At 42.6% G+C, this 25,253-nt stretch carries 26 protein-coding genes and 2 pseudogenes; 5 read left to right on the top strand and 23 right to left on the bottom strand.

Annotated elements, in window-relative coordinates:
- Positions 1-89 precede the first annotated feature (89 nt).
- Together ABIB50_RS07110 and ABIB50_RS07105 are read right to left on the bottom strand one after the other, a co-directional pair.
- The gene (locus ABIB50_RS07110; RefSeq protein WP_429378441.1) at positions 90-2,270 is read right to left on the bottom strand and encodes a TonB-dependent receptor; all 2,181 of its coding nucleotides are present in this window, start codon (positions 2,268-2,270) and stop codon (positions 90-92) included.
- A gap of 77 nt (positions 2,271-2,347) precedes the next feature.
- Positions 2,348-2,743 carry a hypothetical protein gene (locus ABIB50_RS07105; RefSeq protein ID WP_128535721.1) on the bottom strand — a complete coding sequence of 132 codons (396 nt, stop codon included), beginning with the start codon at positions 2,741-2,743 and terminating at the stop codon, positions 2,348-2,350.
- Positions 2,744-2,803: 60 nt separating this feature from the next.
- Here ABIB50_RS07105 and ABIB50_RS07100 point away from each other — a divergent pair.
- The 5 genes and pseudogenes from ABIB50_RS07100 to ABIB50_RS07080 all read left to right on the top strand — a co-directional run.
- Positions 2,804-3,093: pseudogene (locus tag ABIB50_RS07100) on the top strand (arsenic resistance protein); the annotation flags it as partial.
- Positions 3,093-3,437, top strand: a complete 345-nt coding sequence (locus tag ABIB50_RS07095; RefSeq protein WP_429378439.1) for a metallophosphoesterase family protein — start codon at positions 3,093-3,095, stop codon at positions 3,435-3,437. The pseudogene ABIB50_RS07100 and the gene ABIB50_RS07095, both read left to right, overlap by 1 nt.
- 8 nt (positions 3,438-3,445) lie before the next feature.
- Positions 3,446-3,862, top strand: a complete 417-nt coding sequence (locus ABIB50_RS07090; protein WP_429378437.1) for a metallophosphoesterase family protein — start codon at positions 3,446-3,448, stop codon at positions 3,860-3,862.
- A 1-nt stretch (position 3,863) separates the two neighbouring features.
- On the top strand, positions 3,864-4,529 hold the full coding sequence (locus tag ABIB50_RS07085; RefSeq protein WP_429378435.1) for a metallophosphoesterase family protein: 666 nt from the start codon (positions 3,864-3,866) through the stop codon (positions 4,527-4,529).
- 41 nt (positions 4,530-4,570) lie between these two features.
- Entirely contained in the window at positions 4,571-4,903 is a 333-nt protein-coding gene (locus ABIB50_RS07080) for a YnfA family protein (RefSeq protein ID WP_429378433.1), read from the top strand.
- A gap of 14 nt (positions 4,904-4,917) precedes the next feature.
- On the opposite strand, the gene ABIB50_RS07075 is transcribed toward ABIB50_RS07080, so the two are convergent.
- The 21 genes and pseudogenes from ABIB50_RS07075 to ABIB50_RS06975 form a co-directional block, all read right to left on the bottom strand.
- Positions 4,918-6,171 (bottom strand): efflux RND transporter periplasmic adaptor subunit, encoded by a 1,254-nt coding sequence (locus ABIB50_RS07075; protein ID WP_429378432.1) that lies wholly within the window; start codon positions 6,169-6,171, stop codon positions 4,918-4,920.
- Positions 6,155-7,426, bottom strand: coding sequence for an efflux RND transporter periplasmic adaptor subunit (locus tag ABIB50_RS07070; protein WP_429378430.1), 1,272 nt, complete (start codon positions 7,424-7,426; stop codon positions 6,155-6,157). Before ABIB50_RS07070 ends, ABIB50_RS07075 begins: the two co-directional genes overlap by 17 nt.
- A complete protein-coding gene (locus ABIB50_RS07065) occupies positions 7,413-8,648 on the bottom strand; it encodes a TolC family protein (protein WP_429378428.1) in 1,236 nt (411 codons plus the stop codon). The genes ABIB50_RS07070 and ABIB50_RS07065 overlap by 14 nt, the downstream gene beginning before the upstream one ends.
- A 5-nt stretch (positions 8,649-8,653) precedes the next feature.
- Positions 8,654-10,546: pseudogene (locus ABIB50_RS07060) on the bottom strand (efflux RND transporter permease subunit).
- The gene (locus tag ABIB50_RS07055) at positions 10,543-11,811 is read right to left on the bottom strand and encodes an efflux RND transporter permease subunit (RefSeq protein ID WP_429378426.1); all 1,269 of its coding nucleotides are present in this window, start codon (positions 11,809-11,811) and stop codon (positions 10,543-10,545) included. The pseudogene ABIB50_RS07060 and the gene ABIB50_RS07055 overlap by 4 nt, the downstream one beginning before the upstream one ends.
- A 56-nt stretch (positions 11,812-11,867) precedes the next feature.
- Positions 11,868-12,116, bottom strand: coding sequence for a heavy metal-binding domain-containing protein (locus ABIB50_RS07050; protein WP_429378424.1), 249 nt, complete (start codon positions 12,114-12,116; stop codon positions 11,868-11,870).
- Between the two features lie 122 nt (positions 12,117-12,238).
- Entirely contained in the window at positions 12,239-12,622 is a 384-nt protein-coding gene (locus tag ABIB50_RS07045) for an HYC_CC_PP family protein (RefSeq protein WP_429378422.1), read from the bottom strand.
- A 346-nt stretch (positions 12,623-12,968) separates the two neighbouring features.
- Positions 12,969-13,298, bottom strand: a complete 330-nt coding sequence (locus ABIB50_RS07040; RefSeq protein WP_429378420.1) for a hypothetical protein — start codon at positions 13,296-13,298, stop codon at positions 12,969-12,971.
- A 128-nt stretch (positions 13,299-13,426) separates the two neighbouring features.
- A complete protein-coding gene (locus ABIB50_RS07035; RefSeq protein ID WP_429378418.1) occupies positions 13,427-15,511 on the bottom strand; it encodes a copper-translocating P-type ATPase in 2,085 nt (694 codons plus the stop codon).
- Between the two features lie 12 nt (positions 15,512-15,523).
- Positions 15,524-18,154, bottom strand: a complete 2,631-nt coding sequence (locus ABIB50_RS07030; protein ID WP_429378416.1) for a multicopper oxidase domain-containing protein — start codon at positions 18,152-18,154, stop codon at positions 15,524-15,526.
- Positions 18,155-18,156: 2 nt separating this feature from the next.
- Positions 18,157-18,624, bottom strand: coding sequence for a heme-binding domain-containing protein (locus ABIB50_RS07025; RefSeq protein WP_429378414.1), 468 nt, complete (start codon positions 18,622-18,624; stop codon positions 18,157-18,159).
- Positions 18,625-18,629: 5 nt separating this feature from the next.
- Positions 18,630-19,238 (bottom strand): DUF3347 domain-containing protein, encoded by a 609-nt coding sequence (locus ABIB50_RS07020; protein WP_429378412.1) that lies wholly within the window; start codon positions 19,236-19,238, stop codon positions 18,630-18,632.
- Between the two features lie 79 nt (positions 19,239-19,317).
- Positions 19,318-19,818, bottom strand: a complete 501-nt coding sequence (locus ABIB50_RS07015; RefSeq protein WP_429378410.1) for a DUF3347 domain-containing protein — start codon at positions 19,816-19,818, stop codon at positions 19,318-19,320.
- 77 nt (positions 19,819-19,895) lie between these two features.
- Positions 19,896-20,372: a hypothetical protein gene (locus tag ABIB50_RS07010; RefSeq protein ID WP_429378408.1), complete on the bottom strand. Its 477-nt coding sequence runs from the start codon at positions 20,370-20,372 to the stop codon at positions 19,896-19,898.
- A gap of 82 nt (positions 20,373-20,454) precedes the next feature.
- Entirely contained in the window at positions 20,455-21,705 is a 1,251-nt protein-coding gene (locus ABIB50_RS07005) for a hypothetical protein (protein ID WP_429378406.1), read from the bottom strand.
- A gap of 243 nt (positions 21,706-21,948) precedes the next feature.
- Positions 21,949-22,299 (bottom strand): hypothetical protein, encoded by a 351-nt coding sequence (locus tag ABIB50_RS07000; RefSeq protein ID WP_128535701.1) that lies wholly within the window; start codon positions 22,297-22,299, stop codon positions 21,949-21,951.
- 135 nt (positions 22,300-22,434) lie between these two features.
- The gene (locus ABIB50_RS06995; protein WP_128535700.1) at positions 22,435-23,151 is read right to left on the bottom strand and encodes a TylF/MycF/NovP-related O-methyltransferase; all 717 of its coding nucleotides are present in this window, start codon (positions 23,149-23,151) and stop codon (positions 22,435-22,437) included.
- A gap of 249 nt (positions 23,152-23,400) precedes the next feature.
- Positions 23,401-23,820 (bottom strand): hypothetical protein, encoded by a 420-nt coding sequence (locus tag ABIB50_RS06990; protein ID WP_429378404.1) that lies wholly within the window; start codon positions 23,818-23,820, stop codon positions 23,401-23,403.
- 124 nt (positions 23,821-23,944) lie between these two features.
- Entirely contained in the window at positions 23,945-24,394 is a 450-nt protein-coding gene (locus ABIB50_RS06985) for a DUF305 domain-containing protein (protein WP_429378403.1), read from the bottom strand.
- A 53-nt stretch (positions 24,395-24,447) separates the two neighbouring features.
- Positions 24,448-25,011 (bottom strand): helix-turn-helix domain-containing protein, encoded by a 564-nt coding sequence (locus tag ABIB50_RS06980; RefSeq protein WP_429378401.1) that lies wholly within the window; start codon positions 25,009-25,011, stop codon positions 24,448-24,450.
- Positions 25,012-25,035: 24 nt separating this feature from the next.
- Positions 25,036-25,248: a heavy-metal-associated domain-containing protein gene (locus ABIB50_RS06975; protein ID WP_429378399.1), complete on the bottom strand. Its 213-nt coding sequence runs from the start codon at positions 25,246-25,248 to the stop codon at positions 25,036-25,038.
- Between the last annotated feature and the right edge of the window lie 5 nt (positions 25,249-25,253).

Genomic DNA, 25,253 nt, shown 5'->3' with positions numbered 1-25,253 from the left:
TTAAAAAATAGAAAAGTCTTCATTGTTTAAGATAGCTGCCTATTATTTAAAGATAGCGAGCGATAAAAAACCAGAACTTCAGTTCGCTTTTATTTATTGAGCAACTTGATCCTGATTCCAGCATTAACCACCACACCATCCAAAGGCGCGTAAATGTTCTTGAATTTAGGAGTAGTCAAACTGCCCGTGTAAATACTGCCCCATTTGGTTTGGCGCTGATCGGTCAAATTCTCAGCGTTTACAAAAATATCCAGGTGCTTCCACATCTTCTGTACCAATAAACCAAAGGTTACGTAATCTTTTCCGGTGGTACCGTCTGATAATAACTGCGGCCCGGTATAAAAGCTTTCTGCCCCAAAACGGAAACTGCCCTCAATTTCATAAGTCGCATCAAAACTTAATTGATTTTTGGGCGTAAGTGTTTGCAGTGCGCTTACCCCGTTGAAATGTGTTTTGGTATCAGTGTAAGTATAGCCGACATAAAATACCAGTTCATCCATCACCAATTTGATATTGGTTTCCGCGCCCTGAGTGTTTAAATAACCGGGGGCGTTAATAAAACTATTGCTTTGTAGGATGAGTGGCCTGTCGACCCTTGTTGAAAAGTACAATTGGTTGATATTAATAAATGCCTCGTCGCCTAATGCACTGCGGTAATTCAGGTCGCCGTTTAAACCATAGGATTGTTCAGCTTGTGTATTGCCGATGTTTAAGGGCTGAATATGCACATAGTCATCCTGTTCTACCTCGTCATTGAATAAGGAAGGCATTTTATAACCCAGTCCGCCGCCAATTCGGCTACTCAGATGATCGGTGATCTTAAACAGGGCATTTATTCTCGGTAAAATAAATAGACCCGATGATGGGGTGGCCGGTGCTGGGTTGTTGATATCAAGGCGTAAACCGCTTTCTACTGAGAACCAATTATTTGCCTTGTAAGTGTTTTGTACAAAAGTCCCGATGGTAACCTGGTTATAGCTTAGGCTGTTTTGCGGGGGTTCTGCCGTAAAATGATCGGTGATCAGGTTGGCACCGGCAACCCAGGAAGCTTTTTCGCCATTACGCACATAGTTGACTTCACTGTACGAGGACACCTGCCTACCTTTAAAATCAAACGCGGGTCCGGCCAGATCCCGGTCAAAATAGCCGATCGTGTTTTTGAAATTGATCTTGCTTTCTTCATCTATCTTATGGGTAAATGAGAGCTGTGTTGAAAAGCGGAATGTTTTGTTTTGCTCAAAATATTGGTGCACATTATCGGGCTGACCCGAAATGACCTGCATATCGCCACCCAAACGGTTCTCATAAGTAGTATTTACACCGAACCAGCCCGAATTATGTTCATCCATATATAGGAACACTTTCGGGTTGATGGTAAAGCGCTTCGTTTGCGGTATCGCACTTAGGCCTGTATTCGAGGGGTCATAAGCGCCATTGTAATTATAAGAACCAAAGATGGTTGTGCCGATATGTTTCCACTTTTGACTGTAGTAGCCGCTGGCATCTGCACCTTTGGCGCTTGTGCCGTTTAATAAAAAAGTCAATTCAGGTTCTTTTTCCGGCACTTTGCTGATGAGGTTGACTAAACCTGCAATAGCACCGCCGCCATATAACGTGGATGCCGAACCTTTGATAAATTCCACTTGTCGCAAGTCCAACGGGCTGATCTGCAATAAACTGAGATTACCCGAAAAGCCTGCATACAAGGGCATCCCATCTTGCAGGAGTTGCGTGTAACGGCTGCCCAAACCCTGGATACGGAAGCTGGCGCTGCCACTCACTGCCGAGGTCTGTTGTACATGAATGCCGGTCGTTTCGCCCAGCAGCATTTTAATATCGCCTGGACGCATGGTGCTTTTTTCGTCCAGTTCTTCTAAGGGCAACGCCTCTACACGCGTTGGGATATCCCGCAGGTTCTGGTTGGTTCGGGTGGTTTGTACGGTTACTTCTGCCAGTTCACCGGTTGATGGTTCCAGGTTAATGGTCAATACCTGATCTGGAGTTTGCATTGGAAAACTGTAAACCTTTTCGCTTTTGCCAAAACCCACATAAGTGATCTCTATCTCGAATTTACCGTTAGGTATATTAGGAATAGTCAATAAGCCGCTGGTATCAGCGCTAATGCTGATCTTTAGGTCAGGAATGGTCGCGGTCGCGCCTTTCAGAGCCGCTTTGGTCTGGTCGTTGAATACTTTCGCTCGGAATGTATTCTGCGCTGATACCAAATGTGCCAGCAGCACAAAGGATATCAGCATGAAAAATCTTTTCATGTATAATATGAATATTTAGCCATAGCTATGCTCTGGCTTGCGTTAAAAACTGTATGAATAAAAATGGAGTGAGATATTTAGGCTATCGGTGGCCTGAAATGTTCATGGTGATATTCAGAAGTATAGAATAGAATGTTGTAGATAGGCTTATTAATTATGGGGTGGCTGGTAATGGTAAAAAGCCGGAATACATGCTCAACGAAGAAGATCGAAAGCGTGGGTTGATGTTGGAACTGTAGCGCCCCACCGTTTTTTGGTTGGGCGTCATGGGCGTTGTTCCCAAATAGCTCTTTACCGTGCAGTAGGTAATCGCCGACAAAATCACAAATATCCGGTGTACCAGCCTTGACCTCACAATAGGAGCGGTACATCGCAGGAAGGTCGCGCATCAAAGAAAAATCACTCAAAGGAAAGATTACGCTTCCGGCCAAAAAATAACAGGCTAATAAAGCGGTCGTGATTGATCTTTTCATTTAGTACAAATGTAGATAAATTTAGTACTATGTATAGCACGGTAATGTTTTAATTCCTTAATACCATTGGTAATTTACTTTACCATTATGTTGTGCTCAGTTTCTTCATTGGCAAATCATAGGGCGCGGATTATTCTAAAAGCACCTCTATTGCATTTACGGCTACTGGAAATAGTTTTGAACTGGCAATTGCCGTGGCCATCGGTGTATTTGAGATCAATTCGGGTGAAGCCTTCGCCGGTGTGATCGGCTCGTTGGTTGAAATGCCTGCGCTCATCGCGTTAGTCAACCTTGCTTTTTACCTCCGTAAAAAATACTACACCACCAAAACTTTAACTACTGCAGAATAATGAAGATCGCTCTTTTTTCCGACATACACGCTAACCTACCGGCACTGGAAGCATTCTTTGCCGATATTGATAAACCCAAGCCGGATGCCGTTTACTGCCTCGGTGACCTGGTAGGATATAATATTTGGCCAAATGAAGTGATTGACGAGATTCGCAAGCGCGGAATACCGACCATCGCCGGTAATTATGATTTTGGTATTGGGCGTCATAGTGATGATTGCGGTTGCGCTTACAAAACTGACGAAGAGAAGGCTTTAGGCAAAATGTCTAGTGCTTATACCAATGAAGCGGTAAAGATGAACAAAGAGCTTATTTGCGTACCCTGCCTGCCCACATACGGTTAGAATTTCAGTTGAACAATGATAAGCTGAATGTTTTATTTGTACACGGCAGCCCCCGCAAGGTAAATGAATATCTTTTTGAAGACAGGGACGAAAAAAGTATGCTGCGAATTATGGAACAGGCTGATGCCGACGCAATGTGCTTTGGCCATACGCACCAGCCCTATCACCGTATCCTACCCCCACAAATTACAGAGGATACGCATTACCGCCATGCCATTAATATCGGCTCGGTAGGCAAGACAAAAGACAAAGACCCGCGCGGCGGGTATGTGTTACTGCTTATCAATGAAAACAGTTCGATAAAAGACAAAGACAGTGTAAAAGTTGAGTTTATCCGCTTTGATTATGATATTGAAAAAGCGGCAAAAGCGGTTGAAGACAGCCCGTTGCCTAATGAATATGCTGATATGTTAAGAAACGCCTAATATGAAAATTGCACTCTTTTCGGATGTCCATGCCAACCTCCCGGCGTTTGAAGCGTTCCTGGCCGACGTTGACAAAAATAAACCAGATGCCATCTATTGCCCGGGCGACCTGATCGGCTACAATATTTGGCCCAATGAAGTAATTGCTAAAGTACGCAAACGTGGCATTGCCATGCTCGCTGGTAATCATGACTTGAAGACCAAAGGTTATGCTTATGAATTGGTTACGGACGATAACAGGGTTTATTTGAATACGCTGCCTGCACATATCAGGCTGGAATTTCAGCTTAATAATGATCACTTGAATTTGGTACTGGCAGATGGTATTACCCGTAGCATTAATGAATATGTGTTAGAAGAACTCGATGGAAACTATGTGTTAGAGATGATGCACGAAGCCAAAGCTGATATTTTATGTATCGGTAATTCACATAAGCTTTACCACCGTATCATCGGAGATAATAAACACGTCATTAATGCCGGCTCTGTTGGTAAACCAAAGGATGGCAATCTCCAAGGCAGCTATGCACTGCTAACCATTAACGAATGCGGATCACCTAACGTTGAATTCAAACGCTTCGATTATGACCTGGATAAGGCGATTCAAGCCATTATAAACAGCCCTTTGCCGGATGATTTAGCAGATAAATTACATAAGGCATATTGAAATGAATTGAAAGCATTAAAAAGTTCTTAATTTTAAAGACTATGGCTATTTTCAAATCACTATTTATTTTTATTCTTGCCGGACTGTTGGAAATTGGTGGTGGTTATCTGGTTTGGCTTTGGCTAAAAGAAGATAAGTCATGGTGGATGGGGCTTGCCGGGGGCTTCATTTTGGCCTTGTACGGCGTAGTTGCGACCTGGCAGACTGCTGGATTTGGCCGCGTATATGCCACTTACGGCGGTATCTTCATCGTTTTGGCGTTGATCTGGGCTTGGAAAGTCGATGGGTTTAAGCCTGACCGCTGGGATATAATTGGTGCTGCTATCGCTTTAATTGGTGCTTGTATGATTATTTACATGCCAAGAGCGAGATGATTTTTTGACCCCCGTTACATTTTCATTCCTGCCATTTGATCGCCCCCATTTTTAAAGATAGCTTCACTATTCAATAAATATGCGCCATGAGTAACTACTATGCTTCCTGGACTTAGCCCAGAAATAATAGAAACATAATTCTGATTTCCTAAACCAACTTTAATCGTTTTCGGTGAAAAGCTACCATCAGTATTTTTTACCCAAACCTTGCTTCTATTGCTATCGGTTAAAATAGCCGATGCCGGAACCGCTAACGCTTTATTAGTAGCACTACCGATACTTAAATAAGCCAGCATACCAGGCCTGATCAATCCTTGCGGATTAGGGATAGAGATCCGGATGAGGTCAACTTTGGAGGTTTCCGATAATTCCGGATTAATAAATTCAACTTTACCGCTGATGAGCTGTCCACCCAGATCGGGAAGGGATACATTTACCGGGTCATTAACCTTGTAAATTCCAGCTTCGTTGGCGTAAAGCTGAGCCTCTACCCATAACCTGTTTAAAGACTGCGCTTTCAAAATAGTCATCCCTTCCGTTACATAATCACCCTCATGAACCGCGATATCGCTTACGGTTCCGTTTATCTTACTTAATACAACCATTGAAGCAGATACTTTACCCGATGCTGCTAAACTATTGATCTGCGATAATGACAAGCCCCATAATTGCAGTTTACTTTCTGCGGCAACGATCAGCTGCTGATAATCTACATCTGGGTTATGCAGTAATTTTTGTTGTTGTTTAGCCAGCAGATATTCTTTTTCCGCTTCCTGGAGGTCTTCGCTGTAAATGGAGTAAATAGGTTGGCCAATGTTTATTTTTTCACCAACTGCTCTTAAAAAAAGTCTTTGTATCCGGCCCGCCAACCTGGCACTCAGTTCCTGTGCGCCGGTTTCATCCGTTGTCACGGTTCCGGTAAGCGTTTTTTCGTTACCAGTATTTTGTTCTTTAACGGTGTCCGTTTGTATAGCCGCCAGTTGGATTTGCGTCGCGGTAAGTATGATTTTATCACCGGCCATATTATTCATCGTGCCGGTCATTTCAACCTTGATCAGTTTCATGCTGCAAATCGGGCAATTGCCATCATGGTCTTCGTGAACCTGCGGGTGCATGGAGCAGGTATAATAAGCCCTGCTTTGTGCTTTTACTACTGCCTGTTGCGCCGCTTTATGATGGCAGGAATTGAGGCTGATCAGGAATAAAAATGCAAGGCAAAAGAGCGATACCATTTTAAACGCTGTTGTGTGATTATTGAACTTGATCATGGTTTTGTATTTTAATGAAGCTTTCGCTGTCGGACAAATATTGCGCATTGGATGCCAGGCTATCGGTCAATGATAGCCCTTTTGTGATCTGTATTTCCTTGTTATTTTTCACCCCGGTGTAAACCTGCCGGGCTTTATACAAACTACCCCGTTTTAGCCAAACCAATTGCGTACGTCCCAAGTCCAGTACTGCGGATCGCGGCACCCATAGTCCGTTCGCTTCCCCGGTTTGTATTACCGCTTTAATCAGGCTGTTCACTTTGAGTTCGTGATCCATATTGTCTAAAAACACCCTGATGCTCGTAGCCTTATCACCATCCTGCAATGTGGGCTCAATGAAATTGACCTTCCCGCTGATTGATTTGCCCGGCATATCCGGCAAGCTGATCTGCACCTGTTGGTTGAGTTTTAAACCCGACACCTGGGAGCGGTCTATTTTGATGATGGCCCAAAGCATGTGCGGGTTAACTACGTTGAATAAGGTTTGGCCCTTTTCAACGTACATACCCTCTTTTATCGACAACGGGAGGTTGTTTGCAAAATCCGTAGCGGTATTGCTTACCGTACCACCAGTCATTTGACTATGCGGCATATCATGCACGTGCCCTTCATAAGGGCTATAAACAGGCAGGCTGTAATACGCTTTACCTGTTTTTATAAGTTGCCCCACTTGTGCGGTTGTCATGCCCAACAGTAGCAGTTTTTGACGTGCCGCATTAATAAGGCCGGTTTCCTGCGGAGAGTTTTTAGTGATGAAAATTAAATCCTGCTGCGCAGTTACCAGCTCAGGACTGTATATGTCAAAGATGCGTTGGCCCGCACTGATTTCTTGAAAAGCATATTTGATATACAGTTTTTCTATTCGGCCAGAAAAACGGGATGCGATATTGTTAAATGTCCGGGTGTCAAAGTCCAGGTATCCATCGCCCGAAATGACTGTATTTACAGTTCTTTGTACCGGCATTATATAACCCACAGAAGAAATTACGCTACTGTTAACAGGTTGTAAAACCGTGTTCAGGCTTATCCCTGACCCTTCGCTGGCCTGACCCGATCTCTTAACCAGATCCATCCCGCAAATCGGGCAATTCCCCGGATGGTCTTCCATGATCTGCGGGTGCATCGGACAGGTATATTTTACATCGCTCATTTTTTTAGCCATTGTTGATTTCGCAGCCGGTTGTTTTTGATCACATGCGGCAACTGTTAGCAGGACTACCAAACTTACAGCCAGTATTGCTCTAATATTGCTCATTTTCTCTTTGATAAGCTATCTGTAATTGTAAAAGCTCCTGTAAGCGGTCCAGTTGCTCCATCTTTGCTGCTTGCAGATCTTTGATCCCGTTCAGTACCGAAGGCAGATCGCCTGTGTTTTGTTCATAGGCCTGCAAGGCGGTTTTATAACTATTTTGTTGTGCGGGGATGATATTTTGCCGGTAGTTAGCCAATTGCCTTTTTTTGCTGCTGATCTCCGCTTTTAAACCGGCCAGTTGTCCTTCGGCCTGGTTGAGCAGATCTGCCTTTTTTTGAACAAGCGCCTCCTGCTCAAAACGGATGCCTTTCAGATTTGCCTTATACTCTTTGGAGGCCCAGGGAACAATGGGGATGGTGATAACCCCCATTAAGGTGTACTGGCTTGGCGTATTGCCCAGCCCGATCATGTGCGCGGCCTGGATGCCAAAATCCGGCTTTCGCTTGCTGTATTCCGCATCAGCGTTGAGTTGCTGTAGTTCAATACTTCGACTTATCCCTTTAATATCACTTCTTGAACTTACCAATCGGGCGGTATCGGTGATGGTAAGCTCATATTCCATGATGGTCACAGTCGTATCTATCATAAACTCGGTTTGCTTATCCCGGTTCATTAACGTATTCAGCATGATGTTTTTTTGCCGGATCTCATTATTCAATTGTTCCCGGATATTATCCAGTTGATACAGGTCGGCTTTGGCTTTATAAATGTTATTTAGCTTTTCTTTTCCATAGGTAAGCTTGATATTAGCATCTTTCAGCATATATTCCAATAGTCCTTGTGTACTATGCAGTAACGTTAACTTTTTTTCCAGTACGACCCGATCATAATAAGATAGCCTTGCTTGCGCGATCAATTGGTTTTTCAAATAGTTCTTATCTTCTACAGTCACTTTGGACACCCCTTTAAGGTAAGCTTCTTTTGCTCTCAGTTTAGCCGGATTCGTAAATGTTTGCTCGCCGTAAATCATAAACCAGCCGGCATATGGCTTTGGCTGGTAATTTGTCTGGTACTGCCCGGCACTGATCTTTGGCGCATCGAGACTTTTGGCACCAGCTACATAAGCATCTTCCGCATTGATCTTTTGATCAAGTGAAAGCAAAGAGGGGTTAAGTGTAATTCGTGAGAGGACACTATCCAGCGACAAACGCTGAACCTGTGCATTTGCCGATAAGCTTAATAAGCTCGCCAGCAGCATATAGATGATTTGATGTTTCTTTTTCATGTTCATTATTCCTTTACGTCCAATACTTCCAGCTTGCCATGTTTTTTGAGTTCATATTCTTTCACCATCAAAAAGATGAGCGGGGTAACCAGTAAAATATGGGTGGAAGACGTTAATACGCCGCCAATCATCGGCAGTACAATCGGCAGCATTACATCGCTGCCCGTACCGGTTGCCCAAAGCACCGGCACTAAACCAAACAGGGCTACGCAAACCGTCATCAATTTGGGGCGCAATCGTTTTACAGCCCCGTTCATTACATAGAAGCGAAGGTCTTCACGGGTTATGGTTTCCTTTGAATTTCCTTTTAGAGCGACCAGTTGCTGCATGGCATCATTCAGGTAAATAACCATTACAATACCCGTTTCCACCGCGATCCCAAAAAGCGCGATAAAGCCAACTGCTACGGCTACCGATAAATGCACCCCGAAGAAATACACCATATAAGCCCCGCCGATCAAAGCAAAAGGAATAGAGATCAGGCTGAAAAATGCCTCCCTTATCGAATGAAAAGCAAAGTACAGACAGGCAAAGATGATGAGGAGTACCACGGGTAAGATCAGCTTCAACGTATGTTCTGCCCGAATCAGATTTTCGTATTGGCCGCTCCATTCAATGAAGTAGCCTTTCGGCAAGGTTTTGACCATCGTGTTCAACCTTTCCTGTGCTTCCTGTACCGTACTGCCTAGGTCACGGTCACGGACATTAAATAAAACGGTGCCGCGTAACAAGGCATTTTCAGATTGTATCATGGCCGGGCCATCACTGATCTTTATATCCGCAACGGCTGACAATGGCACAGGCCCGTAAGATGGTGTTTGTACCAGCGTTCGTTTGATCGCTTCAAGGTTGCTTCGGTAATCCTGCGCCAGCCGCACATTTACGCTGAAACGCTGCCTGCCCTCTATGGTAGTTGTTAAATTCATGCCACCTAAGGCGCTTTCCACAACTTCGTTTACATCATCTACACTTTAACCATACCTACCGATGGCATCTTTGTTCACCTGTATATCCACGTATTTGCCACCGGTTATCGGATCTACGTACATATCTTTTATTCCGCCAACCCCCTGTAAGGCACGTTTCATTTGATTGGAAAGGGCGCTGATGGTATCTAAATTTTGGCCATAAACTTTAAGCCCCACATCGGTACGGATACCTGTGGATAGCATATTGATGCGGTTAATGATGGGCTGTGTCCAGCCGTTTACTACGCCTGGAATTTGAAGCTTGGCATTCAGTTCGTTGATAATATCTTCCTTTTTGATACCCTTGCGCCATTGGTCTTTTGGCTTCAACAAAATAATGGTTTCTGTCATGCTGATCGGCGAATTATCAGTAGCGGTATTCGCCCGACCTGCTTTGCCCAACACGTTCGCGACCTCGGGGACGCTTTTAATGATCCTGTCCTGTACCTGCAGCAATTGCTTAGCTTCTGCATTGGATACATCCGGCTACGTAACCGGCATGAACAAGATCGTGCCTTCATCCAATGGTGGCATAAATTCGCTGCCGAGGCTTAATAAAAGCGGGATACTAATGAGCAATGCTATAATATTAATCCCGATAGTGGTTTTGCGCCAGGTTACGCACCAGTTGAGTATGGGGCGGTATATCTTTTCCAGTCCCCGGTTCAACGGGTTATGGTCGTCCGTCCTTAATTTCCCTTTCAGGAAAAAAGAGATCAGTACGGGGGCCAGCGTTACCGCTAAAATAGCGTCTATGGCCAGTATAAATGTTTTTGTCCAGGCTAAAGGGCCGAACAACTTACCTTCCTGTCCTTCCAATAAAAATACAGGCAGGAATGATGCAACGATGATCAGCGTGGAAAAGAACACGCCACGGCCCACCTGTTTACAGGATGCTTCGATGATCTTGATTCTTTCTGCTGTGGTCATGATTTTTCTTTTTCTTGTGCAATGGCTAAATTGCGGTGTGAGTTTTCTACCATGACAATGCCGTTATCCACGATCACCCCGATTGCTAAAGCAATACCGGTTAAGGACATGATATTGGAACTGATGCCAAAAGCATTAAGTAAAATAAAACTGGCGGCTATGGTAATGGGTATCTGTATAATGATGCTTAACGCGCTACGCCAGCTAAACAGGAACAGTATAACGATGATAGATACCGTGATCATTTCTTCGATCAGCGTATGCTTAACCGAGTTAACCGCGCTTTCTATCAATTCGCTGCGGTCATAAGCGATCTTAAATTTAACACCGGGTGGCAAGCCTTTTTGAATATCAGCCATTTTATTCTTGACCGCATGGATCACCTTATCGGCATTTTCGCCGTAGCGCATCACTACAATGCCACCCACGGCTTCGCCATTCTGATCAAATATGCCCAGGCGTTCATCACCACCCATTTGAACAGTGGCAATATCTTTTATCCTGACGGGGACAGTTTTGATAACGCCCACACTGATGTTTTCAACGTCGGATTGCGTTTTAATATAACCCAATCCGCGAACGATATAACCGGTCCCGTTCATTTCAAACTTGCGGCCGCCAACATCGTTGTTATTACTTTTTACCGCTTTGAGTACCTGCGATAAGGGGATGTTATAATAGTTAAGTTTATGGGGATCAATGCTGACCTGGTATTGTTTTTCAAAACCGCCGAAAGAAGCAACTTCACTTACCCCAGGAACGGTCTGTAAGCCCAGTTTCACATACCAGTCCTGTAAGGCACGTTGTTCACCGAGGTCTATCCCTTTCGCATCCAGCGTGTACCATAAGATATGCCCGACACCCGTACCATCAGGGCCTAATGTTGGCGTGATGCCTTGTGGTAATAAACGCTGTGCGTAGTTCAGGCGTTCCAATACCCGGCTACGTGCCCAATACACATCGGCTTTATCTTCAAAAACAATGTAAACAAAGCTCATTCCGAACATGGAAGTAGCCCGGATGGCTTTTACTTTGGGGATGCCCTGCAAATTACTCACCAACGGGTAAGTGACCTGGTCTTCCATGATCTGCGGACTGCGCCCTTGCCATTCGGTAAAAACAATCACTTGGTTATCCGAAAGGTCGGGTATGGCATCGATCGGGTTCTCCTTTACCGCGTAGGCTCCCCATCCGAAAAGGGCAACTGCGATCAGCAGAACGATATACCTGTTTTTTAAGGACAGGGAAATAAGTTGATTAATCATCTTAATTGCTTTAATCAGCCCCTGTCCGCCAACTGACAGACAGGGGCTGAATGAAATTACATCTTCATTTTTTCTGCGGGTTTCTTTTTGCCATCGGTCTTTTTAACCAGTGTCATACCACATTTCGAGCATTTGCCCGGCTTGTCGCTTAATACTTCCGGATGCATGGTACAGGTGTATTTTACTTTTGCAGGTTTTGCTTTTTTACTGGAGTCGGCGGACATTTTACCATTGTGGGTGTCGGCAGCGAACAGGGTCGCGGCAGACAACAGTATGGCGATAGCCATCAGGGTTACTTTTTTCATGATTTTGAAATTGAGAATGGATAATAACACAGGCAGCGCCTGTGCGTGAATTATAAATTAAGATGGATTACAAGGGAGGTATAGCCGGATGCAGAAATGCAGGGCTATAGCAAAGCTCAGGATCAGATCCTGTAAGTACAGTTTAAGGTGTAAGCAGGTGTATCGGAATGTCCGGGGGGAGCATTACCGTTATACATTATCTTCGTTTGCAAATAAGTTAAAGCCGGTGAAGGGTACGGCATTACTAATGACGGGATCAGCGCGGGTGCCGGGTGATCCAAAGCAGCAGCAACTACGGTAAAATGGCTGTCCTTTACTTTGAAACTTAGTTTTTCATGTTTGCAGCAATTATCCTTTGTACCGGGTTCCTTTGGGCTATTATCTTGCATAGCATACGTAAAGGTAACAGATGCCAGTTTACCACAGCAATAAAAACGGTTAACCCCAATACCCACACAGGATATAAGATAAACAGCAATTAATAAGATGAGCGTGGTACGTTTCACAAATCGAAGATAATAAAATTATACGTGCTACAGGGCAATGTTGTTGTAAAGCCGCCCCTAAAAGAGGCGGCTTGTTATATTACAACTTACATTTAGTCGTACATTCTCCTGAAGCCTTACAGGTCTTACTGCAATAATCCTTACAGTTTGGCCCGCAGCTTTTTGCACAGGTTGTACAGTGGTTCATTTTACTATTGCAACATGGAGTGTTGGCAAAAGTGATTGATATAGCGGATAATAACATCACCATAGTGATGAAAAGAAACTTTTTCATGATCTTGAATTTAAAGATTAATAATTAATTGAATAATACGGTCATAGACTGCCCGCGATACAAATTGAATTATTAAGCTTTCGGAGGGTTCCAGCCGTTATCGTGATAATCTGATAATGCACCTGTTTTAAAAGGGTAGGCAGCTTGCTGATAAAGATCCATAACCGCAGGTAAATAGGGAATCGGGGTAGTTACGATAAAACCACATGGTCCGCAAGACAACATGGCATTGCAATTGCCTTTGGCACAATCATCCTTTGTTTCTTGCTTTTGGTGTCTACAGCAATCCTTGTGCATTTTTGCTACACAGTAATCCGCTTTTACATGATGAATATTCGCCATACCCGTCATGGAGGATAACAGCAAAATATTCAGGATAAGAAAAATAGCTATGGATCTCATGAACTTATTAAAACGTTTATCGTTGGAAATATTGCGACATAGATCGCTTAAATACTCTGCCGTAAATATAGAAGCTACTCTTGCTGATCATTTTATATAATTCCGATTAAAATTTATATCCAATTGTACTAAGCTTTTACTTTTAACAAGCTGGCATTGATCGCAACAACAACGGTGCTAACGGTCATTAGCACGGCACCTGCGGCCGGGCTTAGTACAATACCCTGATTATAAAGCACACCGGCGGCCAATGGTAAAGCAATTACATTGTAACCTGTTGCCCAGATCAGGTTTTGTATCATCTTACGGTAAGTCGCTTTGCCAAATAAAACCAGGCTAACAATATCTTTAGGGTTACTATTGACTAAAACTATTCCGGCGGTTTCTGCCGCAATATCACTTCCGGAACCCACCGCTATCCCAATATCTGCCTGGGCCAGTGCAGGAGCATCATTTACACCATCCCCTGTCATCGCTACAAACTCGCCTTTACTTTGTAGTTCCTTGATCTTTTCCAGCTTTTGATGCGGCAATACCTCTGCTATGAAGCTATCCATACCTAAAGTTTTACTTACGCTGGCCGCTACTTTGCTATTATCGCCTGTTAGCAAAATGGATTTAATATTTTCTTCCCTTAATATTTTAATAGCTTCCGCCGATTCCGGGCGTATCTCATCTGATAAGGCGATGTATCCTGCCAGTTTTTGATCGATCAATACGAAGACCACCGTTTCAGTATCATTTGCGGTAAAACCATCCGGTATGGCTAAGTTATTCTCCTTCAAATAACCAGGGCTAACCACCAATAGCTTTTTGCCCTCTACGGTCGCTTCAACGCCCTGTCCGGTAATCGCCTTAAAATTTTCGGCTTGGGGGATCGTTAGTTTCAGTTCTTTTACTTTTTGCAGGATGCCGGTAGCAATGGGATGTTCAGACTTTTGCTCCAGCGCTGACGACAAACGGATCAACTCATCTTCCTTAAAGTCCTTATTAAGGGAAACCACCTTTGACACTTCAAACTTTCCTACCGTAAGCGTACCCGTTTTATCGAATACAATGGTGGTAATTTTCCTGGCATTCTCAAAAGCGGTTCGGTTCTTAATGAGCAAGCCATGTTTAGCAGATAAGGCAGTTGATTTTGCTACGACAAGTGGTACTGCTAAACCTAAAGCATGGGGGCAGCAAATAACGATCACCGTTACCATTCTTTCCATCGCGAATGCTAAGGTCTGGCCTGTTAAATACCAATACAAGAATGTGCCGATTCCCGTAACCAACGCGATAACGGTTAGCCATTTTGCGGCGGTATCTGCTAACAACTGTGTTTGAGATTTTGATTTTTGTGCATCGTCCACCAATTTAACCACCTGCGACAAATAGGAATCTTTGGCCGCGTGGGATACGGTTACCTTAAAAGAGCCGTTTCCGTTGATAGAACCGGCGATCACTTTATCGCCCTTTGCTTTTAATACCGGCTTGGATTCACCGGTCAGCATGGATTCATTCAGGTAACTTTCACCCTCCAGTATGATCCCGTCTGCTGCAACTTTTTCTCCGGGCTTGATAAGGATGATATCCTTTTCTTTTAGCGTATCTGTTTTTACATCATGCACCATATCCGGCATGACCATGTGCGCTTCGGCTGGCATGAGCTGAACCAATAATTCCAGTTCGTTTGATGCGCCCATTACAGACTTCATTTCTATCCAGTGACCTAACAGCATGATCAAAATAAGGGTAGCCAGTTCCCAAAAGAAATCCATCCCTTTCAAACCGAATACAATAGCCACGCTATAACTGTAAGCAACGGTAATAGCAAAGCCGATAAGAAACATCATGCCGGGATTCTTCGCCTTTACTTCAGCTACCAAACCCGTAAGAAAAGGCCAGCCACCATAAATAAATACGATAGAGGATAAAACAAACAAAATATAGGAAGACCCGGTAAACTGCCAGTTAACACCCATAAAGTGCTGTATCATGGTCGATAGCAACATAATAGGAATGGTCAATATCAGCACCACATAAAACCGCTTTTTAAAATCAGCGACCATCATCGCATGGTGGTCATGCTCCGACATTCCCATGTGCGGATCATGACCGTTGTGCATTTTACTGTGATCCATGGGCATAGCTTCCGCTTTATTTTCAGCCTGCTTACCACCGGTTTTTTTATCCATTCCCATAGCATCATGATCGTGTTGCTTTTTCATAGCTTTTAAGGTTTAATAAGTTAAAGTTAATCCGCCACCCAAGCCCATATCACTATCGTAATGCGTTGACAAGGAGAAATACTTAGTAACGATATATCTTAATCCAGCTGCATACTCTTTATCAGTATTCACCATGATATTGAAGCGTAAACGGCTCGAAAGCGGTATGTCGTCCCGTCCTAACTGGAAGCGCAGTTTGCCATCACCGTCAATTCGTGCATCCGCAACAAAAAGCATGGGCAACGTATAGGCCACACCGGCTACCACCGTATGCCGGTTATCCTTATTGCTCACCTGACCGAACAGATTTTTATAGTCGCTGCCAAAGATGTTTTTTTCGTTCGGATTGAACTTTTTGTAATGATAGTCAAAGCCGATATAAGGATATAACCACTGGTTACGACCGATATAACGGCCGACCATTGTTTCACTTTCATAACCCATCGTAGCATCGGTACCTAAATGCCACATCGTACTGGCTTTCCAGCGGGTGTTGGAGAGCATAAATTGGGCATCGCTTCCGTTACTTTCCAATCCAAGTTTGCCCATGAAATGCGGCATCTGGTCGTCCATGTTTAACATCTTTCGCGCAAGCTTAGCATCAGGTATTTCCGGGTTAGGCGGTGAGTTTTCATAACTGAATATTCTGCCCATACCACTCATCATGTGGTATAAAATATGGCAATGAAAGAACCAATCGCCGCCAGGTTCAGACGCGTTAAACTCTATCGTATCCCGTTCCATGGGCATAATATCCACCACATTTTTCATCGGCGCATTTTCACCCTGACCATTAATTATCCTGAAATCGTGCCCATGCAGGTGCATCGGGTGGCGCATCATACTGTTATTGTATAGGATGATCCTTAGATTTTCACCTTTTTTGATCAATATCCTATCCGATTCAGACACGGTTTTATTATCCATTGTCCAAACGTAACGGTTCATGTTTCCGGTAAGGTCGAATTTAAGTTCCGTCATCGGGCCTTTTGGTAAGGTTGTGTTATGCGGGTCACGAAGCATCCCATAATTGAGCGTTACAATGTCTGAATTGTCCGCTGCCATATTCATACCTGCCATGCTTTTATCATTCGGCATCTGCATACCCGGCATAGCGTCTTTTTTATCTTCCGCCTGTGGTTTATCCGTGCCGGTTATTTCAGGATACATTACGGTATTCATGTCCATGGTTTGATTTTGCATTTTCATGCCCTCCATTTGTACCATGTTACCGTTCATGTCCATCATGTCGTTCATCATCTTCATCCCGGCAAAGTATTTCAGTTTCGGCATTTTTTCTGCGTAGACCTTTTGCCCTTTGCCCAACCAAAGCGAAGCTGATTTGGTGCGGTCTTCAGGTGTAATCAAAAATTCATAGCTTTTACTTTCCGGAATAGTAACTACTACATCATAGGTTTCAGATGGTGCGATGATCAGTCTGTCCACTTCAACCGGCTCGACGTCATTACCATCAGAAGCTACCACAATAACTTTACCACCGGCATATTTCAGCCAGAAGTAGGAAGTAGCACCGCCATTGGCTATACGCAGCCTTACTTTATCACCGGCTTTGTATTGGGGCTGCTCATTTTGATCTTTTCCGTTGATCAGAAATTTATCGTAGTAGACATCGCTCACATCCATCGCGTTCATGCGCTTCCACTCATTTGCTACTTTGGTTTTAAAATGACCGGATCTGATCGCCTCCCAATAACTTTGCGTAGTGCCTTTTTGTATCGCGAACCAATCGGATGCTGCATGTAAACTGCGGTCAACCTCTTTGGGGTTCATGTTTGTCCATTCGCTTAAAACCACCGGTAAGGTTGGAATATTCCACTCTTTCCGCTTATTCATGATAAAGGCACCGTACATGCCGATTTGTTCCTGCAGTCCGGTATGGCTATGGTACCAGTGGGTGCCATGCTGCTTGATCGGGAATTTATATAGATGCGTTTCGCCCGGCATGATCGGCATCTGTGTGAGATTAGGAACGCCGTCATAACGGTTGGGTAAATAAAGCCCATGCCAGTGCAGGGATGTTTCTTCTTTTAGTTTATTATGTACATATATTTCGGCAGTATCGCCTTCCGTAAAGGTTAGGGTCGGCATGGGAATGCTACCATTCACCGCAATTGCCCTTTTGGGCTTACCTGCATAGTTGACGATAGTATCTGCAATATACAGGTCATAACGAACAGTACGTGGCGGCACATTATTGACCAGTGTTTTGATCGGCCCTAACTTTGCTTTTGCGGTTTTCATATCAGTGGCCATTTCACCGGCATCGTTCATATTCATGCCGTCCATCTTCATTCCGGCCATATCACCTGCTTTTTTACCGGTATCTTTGGCCATTTGCATACCACCCATCTTCATACCACCCATATCATTCGCTTTCTTTACGGGTACTTTCGCCGGAATCCCTGCCGCCTTTTTCGCCGTTGCTTTAGGTTTTTCTTTCACCAGTTTCATGCCGCATTTAGGGCAATTACCCGGCTTGGCCGCATGGATCTCCGGGTGCATGGGACAGGTATAGGTAACCGGCTGTTGTTTTTGCATACCAGCCATATTTTGCATATCGCTTTGAGCAAACACGACCTGCTTTAAGCAAAGCATCATCGCCACAAATAGTATTTTTTTCATCTTTAATTTTTTAGTATAGGGCTATCGCTGTTCTGTTTAACCCAATTCATGAGTGTCGCTTTATCTTTTGTTGAAAGAATGGCATTCCTGTGAATGAGCGTATAGGAAGATAATGGCATCGAGCCTTCTTCTAAACTTTCACCGATAGCCCTTAATTTACTACTTTTTTTCCTGGATGAATAGGTGCCAAACGCATTAAAATTCAGTTCTTCCTTTCCCTTGCTGACATGCCTATCCATCATTAACCTGATTGGCTGGAGCCAGGAATAAAGCGGATATTCGGTATGATTGCTATGGCAGTCATAACATGACCTTTTAAGAATGGCACCAACGTTTACCGGAACCGCATATACTTTGCTTATATCATTTGCTGCCATAGCTTCGCTTTCATTGTGATCTCGGGGGATGAATTGGATAATGATAAATAGCGCAACTATTACAATCAGCGAAATCTTGATCACACGTTTCATAACCGCTATTTTAATTCTTCCTGGATGGTACCACACGATGACATACCTGAACCCATATAAGGGTTTTTGATTTCCTTAGTTTCACTCAGCCAGATGGCTCCCTTTTTATCATTATACATCGGGCAATGATCTACAAACAAAGGTTGGTCTGCCCCAAATAGTTTAACCAGGTCAACCATATCCTTGCTTAACATATCAAAATGCTCCCGCTGATGGGGTAGCTTACCGCCACTCATCCCGATATGCTCGGCCATTTCTTTCGCATCATCGGCGATGTCAGTAAAGGATTTCTTTTGCGTTGGTGTTAATACCGATTGATCAAGTTTTGCAAAACCGGTTGACAGCGCTTTTCCAGCAGTAGCCGCATCGCTGCTATTATCTTTGGTCAGTGCGTTTTTTAGTTGTAAATAGTTTCCGACCATTTCCTTTACAAAAGCAGTAGTTTTGGGATCAACGCCTCCTTTTGCAGTAGTTGATTTGGTGTCGGCCGGGGCAGCATTTGTTGAAGCGGTCGTATCCTTTGTGCTGTTAGCAGCTGATTTATTCGTGTTATTACAGGCGATCATTGAAAATGAAGCCAGGCTGATCAATGAAACAATGATTAGATTTTTCATGGTATGATTATAAATTATTGACCACCATGTGCAAATGAAAGCACAGGGTGATCAAGTTATTAAGAAATACTTAGTTAATTTATTTGTTCAGGGTTTCGGTAACCTTACCGCAAGTAAGCATTTGGCTACCATAGTAAGGGTTTTTGATCGCGTCCTCAGAAGATAACCAATAGCTCTTTTTCATTGGGCAATAAGCATAATAAACAGGCTTATCGGTTAATTTTACAGCTTTAGCCAGTTTAAAAAAGTTAGCTGAAAAATTAGCGAAATGCTCTCGCTGATGGGCGATATCCTTACTCTCGGAAATATGCCTGGCATCGAACGCCAACTTTTCTTGTGCGGCCATAAAAGTGGACATATCCGCTGCGGGCAGCGATTTCATATCCACGCTGTTAACCGCTTTTAAAAACGCTCCGGCATGAATGGCCGCGTCGGCAGTGTTTGATTTGATCAAAGCATCTTTGATATCGTAATAAGATGCCAATAAAGGTGTAAGCGAAGTTGACTTGGTATCCTGCGCAAAAAGTAGTTGGGTAGAAACAGTTGCCATCAGGACAACTAATAAAAATATCTTTTTCATGATCTGAATTAATTAATAATGTAATAGAAAAATTGGAATATGGCAGAGCCATACAGTTCTGGTGATCTATTAATTAATCAAATCTGAAAGCTTTGCAGCGCGATGCGGATAGGGTATGTGGGAGGCCGTCGTCGTCCGTCAACCGGCATGAGTCGATTGATCAGGGTAACCGAAACCGGCTTTAAAGAGAATTGATAATAAGCAAGAATATAAGTAAAGGGTGCCAGTAAAATAATTTGACTTGACTGGGGAGTGACTTTTGCTAAGGTATTAAACGTATTAACTGCTCCCTGACAACATGGATCGTTATTAGAGATAGCGGTTTGATTCAATAATGGTTCTCCATGAACCAAAGGCTGGAATAATTTGCGATGTTCATGATGATGTTCGGTAGCTTCATCGCCATTGTGGTGATGATCGGTAACTTCAGCACTTGTATCATGGTGTTCTGTAGTTTCCTCCTCTTCATGAATAGACATACGTATAGCGCAAGCAAACCCGGTAACGGTGTTTAGCAGGAATATGAATAATAATAAAAGCGCTTTACTTTTCATCTTCAATACAAAGTTAAACAACAGGCTTTTAAATTGTTTTATATAATTACGTTTTATATTTATATCCTATTGCGACAAGTTATTAAACGACTGTACGGGCTATCTTTTGCATGATGGTATGATCATCACCAAATTTACATAAGGCATCACAGTGTTGCCGCAGATCGCTAAAGCATATATACTTCATTTGCATATTTCCTTGCCTGATTGACGGACGCGACAGCTGCATGATCACATCTTTCTCCCGCTGGTCCGGAACCACGAGGTATAAAACCTCTTCTTTGTTGTTCACGCTGCAACTTAGATCTGTCAGCCTTAAAATACCGGAATAGATGCTGGTACTCTTTTCCACCTCAAAAGCAGCGATGACTTTAGCCGTTCCCTTTTCAAACCATAGCACATCTATTAATTTAACGGTATTCAATACTTCTTTTTCCAATGCCAGGTCCGGAAAGTCTGCCAGAGAAATAAAAGTAAACTTATTGCCACTCCATGATTTAGAACGGTCATTGGAAGCCGCGATCACATCATATCCAAGGGAATGGCCAATCTTCAATAAATGGTACTGCATTTCATTATGCAAATGTTCGTCCTCCGTTTCGACCCGTTTGTCTTTATGCCGCTTTGCAATCAACTTTTCAAGCCTTGTCCGTTCCGTTTCCGAAAGGTATTCATCTTTACCTAACAACAACTTTTGTGTGCCGACCTCGAATAACAAGCCTGCGAATGCACCCGTGTCTAAAGACAATTCATTGCAATGCTTGCGGTTCATATCCATGATAACTTCCCTAATCTTGAGGTATTCGCTCCAACTCCCCAATTTCTTTTTGTCTTTGAAAAGATAATTAAACCCATTGATGATCGCCGTATTAAATGGAGGCATCAAAGTTGGATGTAAAAAATAAAGGATACTGGCCACAGCAGGCCCCAAACCTTTAATCTTTAAAGCATCCAGTTTTTCAATTTCCCTAATGAGCTGTTCTTCATTTTTTGCGTTGATACAGTTCTCTAAAAATTGGCCGAAGGCTATCTTGTTAGTCTGGTTCTCATAAATATCAGGTATCCGTAATTTGGGTTTCCAATAAAAAGGATGCGATGCCCCTTCAAAAACCTGTTTTTGCTCTGTAATACAACTTAAAACAAATTCAAGTGATGTTCCTTTAAAATCGTTCCCAAATCGTTTGGTCTTAATATCATCGATAACTTGTAACACTCCCCTACGGATAGAGCGAAATGCTTTTAACCGTTCTTCGTTATTGATGAACCAGGTGTTATAAACTGATTCCTGATCGTTTTTGTATTGTGTGATGATGGATTGTAAATGTTCACTCATGAATAAAAAATATGTATATCTGCATCAAACAGACTCCTAAATTAGCCAAGTTCAAACAAGCTTTATCAATTTGATCAAAATAAACCAGTTCGTATAAAGCCCTATACCATATTGCTCTTTTTTACATCAGAATTAACGGTTACTGGCACCGGTAATAACTGTAGCAAGATATTACAGATAGCGTAGTAATAGAATTATCTGTCATTTGTAGCTCAGTTATAGTTCAATTATCAGATTCCATTGTTATTCGAGAAAGTTAGGAGGAATATCGCCTTGGTTAAACCACTCTTTTATATCTTTTTCAATGATTTTAACTACTTGCTTGACTTCTGCTTCTTCGAAAGTCTTACCGTCGTAATGCCATTCGTGAAAACTTTCATTGAGAAAGTAGACACTACCTGCAAAACACATATACGCGTCCATATCCATATTAGCAGGTGGGGAAATTGCGCCTTTCAAAATTATATGGAATAAGTGAAAAACACCGGTTATACAGATACCCGAACTCTTTTTTGGTTCTGTCTCCGGAACAATCTTAATTGTTCTTTTTGCACCAAACTCATTTTGGATGCTATAAATAATATCCTCTTTCATTGCTGTAAGATTTTTATTGTCTGAAGAAGTGACCCCTACATTAAAATTATATAAGGGCTGTTATAATAAAAAAGTAAGCGACACCCGTTTCTTGAATTAAGAAATTTGGCGCGTTAAAATTGCGGGCGGTTACCATCACTTTTTTCTGAAAAATCCATGATAATATTGATTGCCGTATAAACAACTTATTACTTCGGGTTTATCTTTTAAAAATTCATCGCAAGCCATTTTAACTCCGGGATGGGCATCAAAACCGGCTTCATTAACGGCTTCATCATAATAATCCATTAAAATGCAAACTGCACCTTTTTGCATTCTGGGATATACTGCTTCAAGGCAATAGGTTATAACGCTTTTATGTTGCTGCGGATCGCCACCAAAACCACAGTCAATATGTACAAATGAAATCTGTGATGGTAACTGGCCGGGTATCGTATCCTCGAATAACCCTTTGTGTAAAATCGGCAGTGACAGTCCTGCACTTTTAAAGTTCTGAATAAGTTGTTCTTCTACGCTTCCTTTTATGGTGTATTTCGATTCGAAAGTGTCATAAAGGTGAAGCGCTTTACCGGATTGATTTTGTTCAAGTACCTTTTGGAACAACATGGCGCATTGCCCTGTAAAAGTGCCGAGTTCTATGACATCCCCTGTTATTTCAGCGCTCAACACGTTGTCTAATAGATGATAATAGTTAATTCGCTGTTCAATGGTGTTCATATCAACGATGGTGTCAACAGGACTTACCGTGTAACCGGTTTTCATATATCTAAGTACTTTATTGGCGAAAGCTATAAGTGATGACTTTCCTTTTAATTTTCCAAAAGGTGGACGAGTAATAAAATAGTTGCTCATGTAATGTGAGATTAGGATAAACTTTATACTTGATTTATATGCAAAGTATTATCTTACAGACATTTAAATAATTTGATATAACTATGTCCAGATCAGATGGCGGAGCTATATAGCATCGCTAATCCGATTGAACATTTATATTCAAAATTGGCTAATAAGATAATACGGGAAATGGTGATATTAGAAATGCTCATCGCATGAGCGATATGGGAATAGCATTCCAGAGCCGCAGATTTGCAGCAAATTAAATCAGATAAGAAGAGTCCTGTTGGAAATATAAAGAGGGCGGCTGCGTGGGAAAGGTGGCCCGGTGGATCTTGGCCAACTAACGTTGGTGGTGATCTTTAAGGGTATATAGGAAAAGCCCTCCGTATGAAAAAGAACAATGGCTAAATCTGTTGATGAAAAAATAAAATGGGTGGTAATTTTTGCGTTTTCCTTCACTACATAGGTGCCATGATGATAGCAGCAGTTACAATCACCTGTCGCGCAGTCTTCATCACTTTCACTTTCGTCGTGCGGATGGTCCTTACTTATAACATGAGCTTCCTGCTTATTTTCCAGTTGGGTAGCAAGATAATCGGTGGTGCAATGAAGCAGACAAGCGTATCCACCTGTTGAAAGCAACAAGTAAAAGGATGTCATGATTAAGGCACAAATTCTCTTCATGTAAGCACGCTGACTAAAGATCTAAAGATAATATATATTTATCAAAAAATATTGCGGATGATCGGGATAATAAAAAAACAATTGATGGTATAAAAACAATGTTCAACGGTGCTGTCGAACATTGTTACTTCATCCTGACTAAAATTGCTTTCATCTCGGCGATCTCTTTCTCCTGGGTTTTAATAATACCATCTGCGAGCTTTCTGACTTCCGGATCTTTGATATTAGCATTTTTGCTGGTCATTATAGCGATAGAATGGTGCGGGATCATTCCCTTCATGTACTGCACATCGCCCACCAGCGTTTGCGTTCTGACGCCGACAAGTGAAAGAATGAAAACTGCCATACTTGATAAAATAATGACCAAATTTAGTTTTCGATTTTTATACATCATGCGCATCATCGCTAACATTAACAATGCCATTGACGCTACCATCATTAACGTCATGTAAAGTCGTGTCATGCTTAAATAAATATGATCAGCTTGGTCAACATTTAAAAACATCACGCCATACATGATGATAAACGACAAGGCCAGCATCAATACAAATGTTCTGTAATTTCCCTTTTCCATGGTTAAAGCTTTATTATTAAACCGGAAGCCCAATGCGTTTGTTTCCGTGTAGCTTAAATTTTGTCAATCGCTTTTCTGTTCATTTTTTCAGAAGCCTTAAACTGGCTGGGTGTTAAACCGGTCACCGCCTTGAACTGGGCAGATAGATGTGCACTGCTGCTGTACCCCATTTTCCAGGTAATCTCGTTTAAGTTTAACTGTCCATATTCCAGCAGTTCCTTTACTTTTTCTATCTTTTGCTGGATAATGAATTTTTCAATCGTTGTGTCTTCCGCATCAGAGAACATACGGCTGAGGTAAGCATAGTCCTTATTAAGGCCGTCCGATATATACTGCGAAAAATTCAAATGGGAATCGGCCAGGTCACTATGGTGTACTTTTTCAATGACCAAGCTTTTAATACGTTCGACCATTTGATCCTTCTCGTTGTCCAGTAATTCAAAGCCTAACAATTTAAGCTGCGATGCGATCAGGCTCAATTGGTCAGCGTCCGGTTCGGGCTGAACAGTAGCGGCACCTAAGTTAACCTCGCCAACGTCCAGCCCAATATTTTGTAGCTGTTGCCTGACCACCATAATGCAGCGGTCACAAACCATATTTTTGATGTGCAGTATCATCTGTTTATTTAAACAATATTACGATTAAATTTTTTCAGCATGATATCCTTTGATCTTTAAAGCACCGATCACCTCATCTGATGTTAGTCCGTCACCGGACTCTACAGTTAGTATCTTGTCCGGGTTAGCAGTATCTACGTTCCATTTAGCTACGCCATCAAGTGTATTTAGGGTTGGTGTAACCGCTGCGATACATCCGCCACATTTGATATTGGTTTTGAATTTTAAAGTTTCCATGTTTA

This window comes from Mucilaginibacter sp. UYCu711 (assembly GCF_050433825.1).
In the GTDB taxonomy this organism is placed as follows: Bacteria; Bacteroidota; Bacteroidia; order Sphingobacteriales; family Sphingobacteriaceae; genus Mucilaginibacter.
The sequence above is the reverse complement of the archived record's forward strand: the minus strand, read 5'-3'. Positions and strand labels throughout refer to the sequence as shown.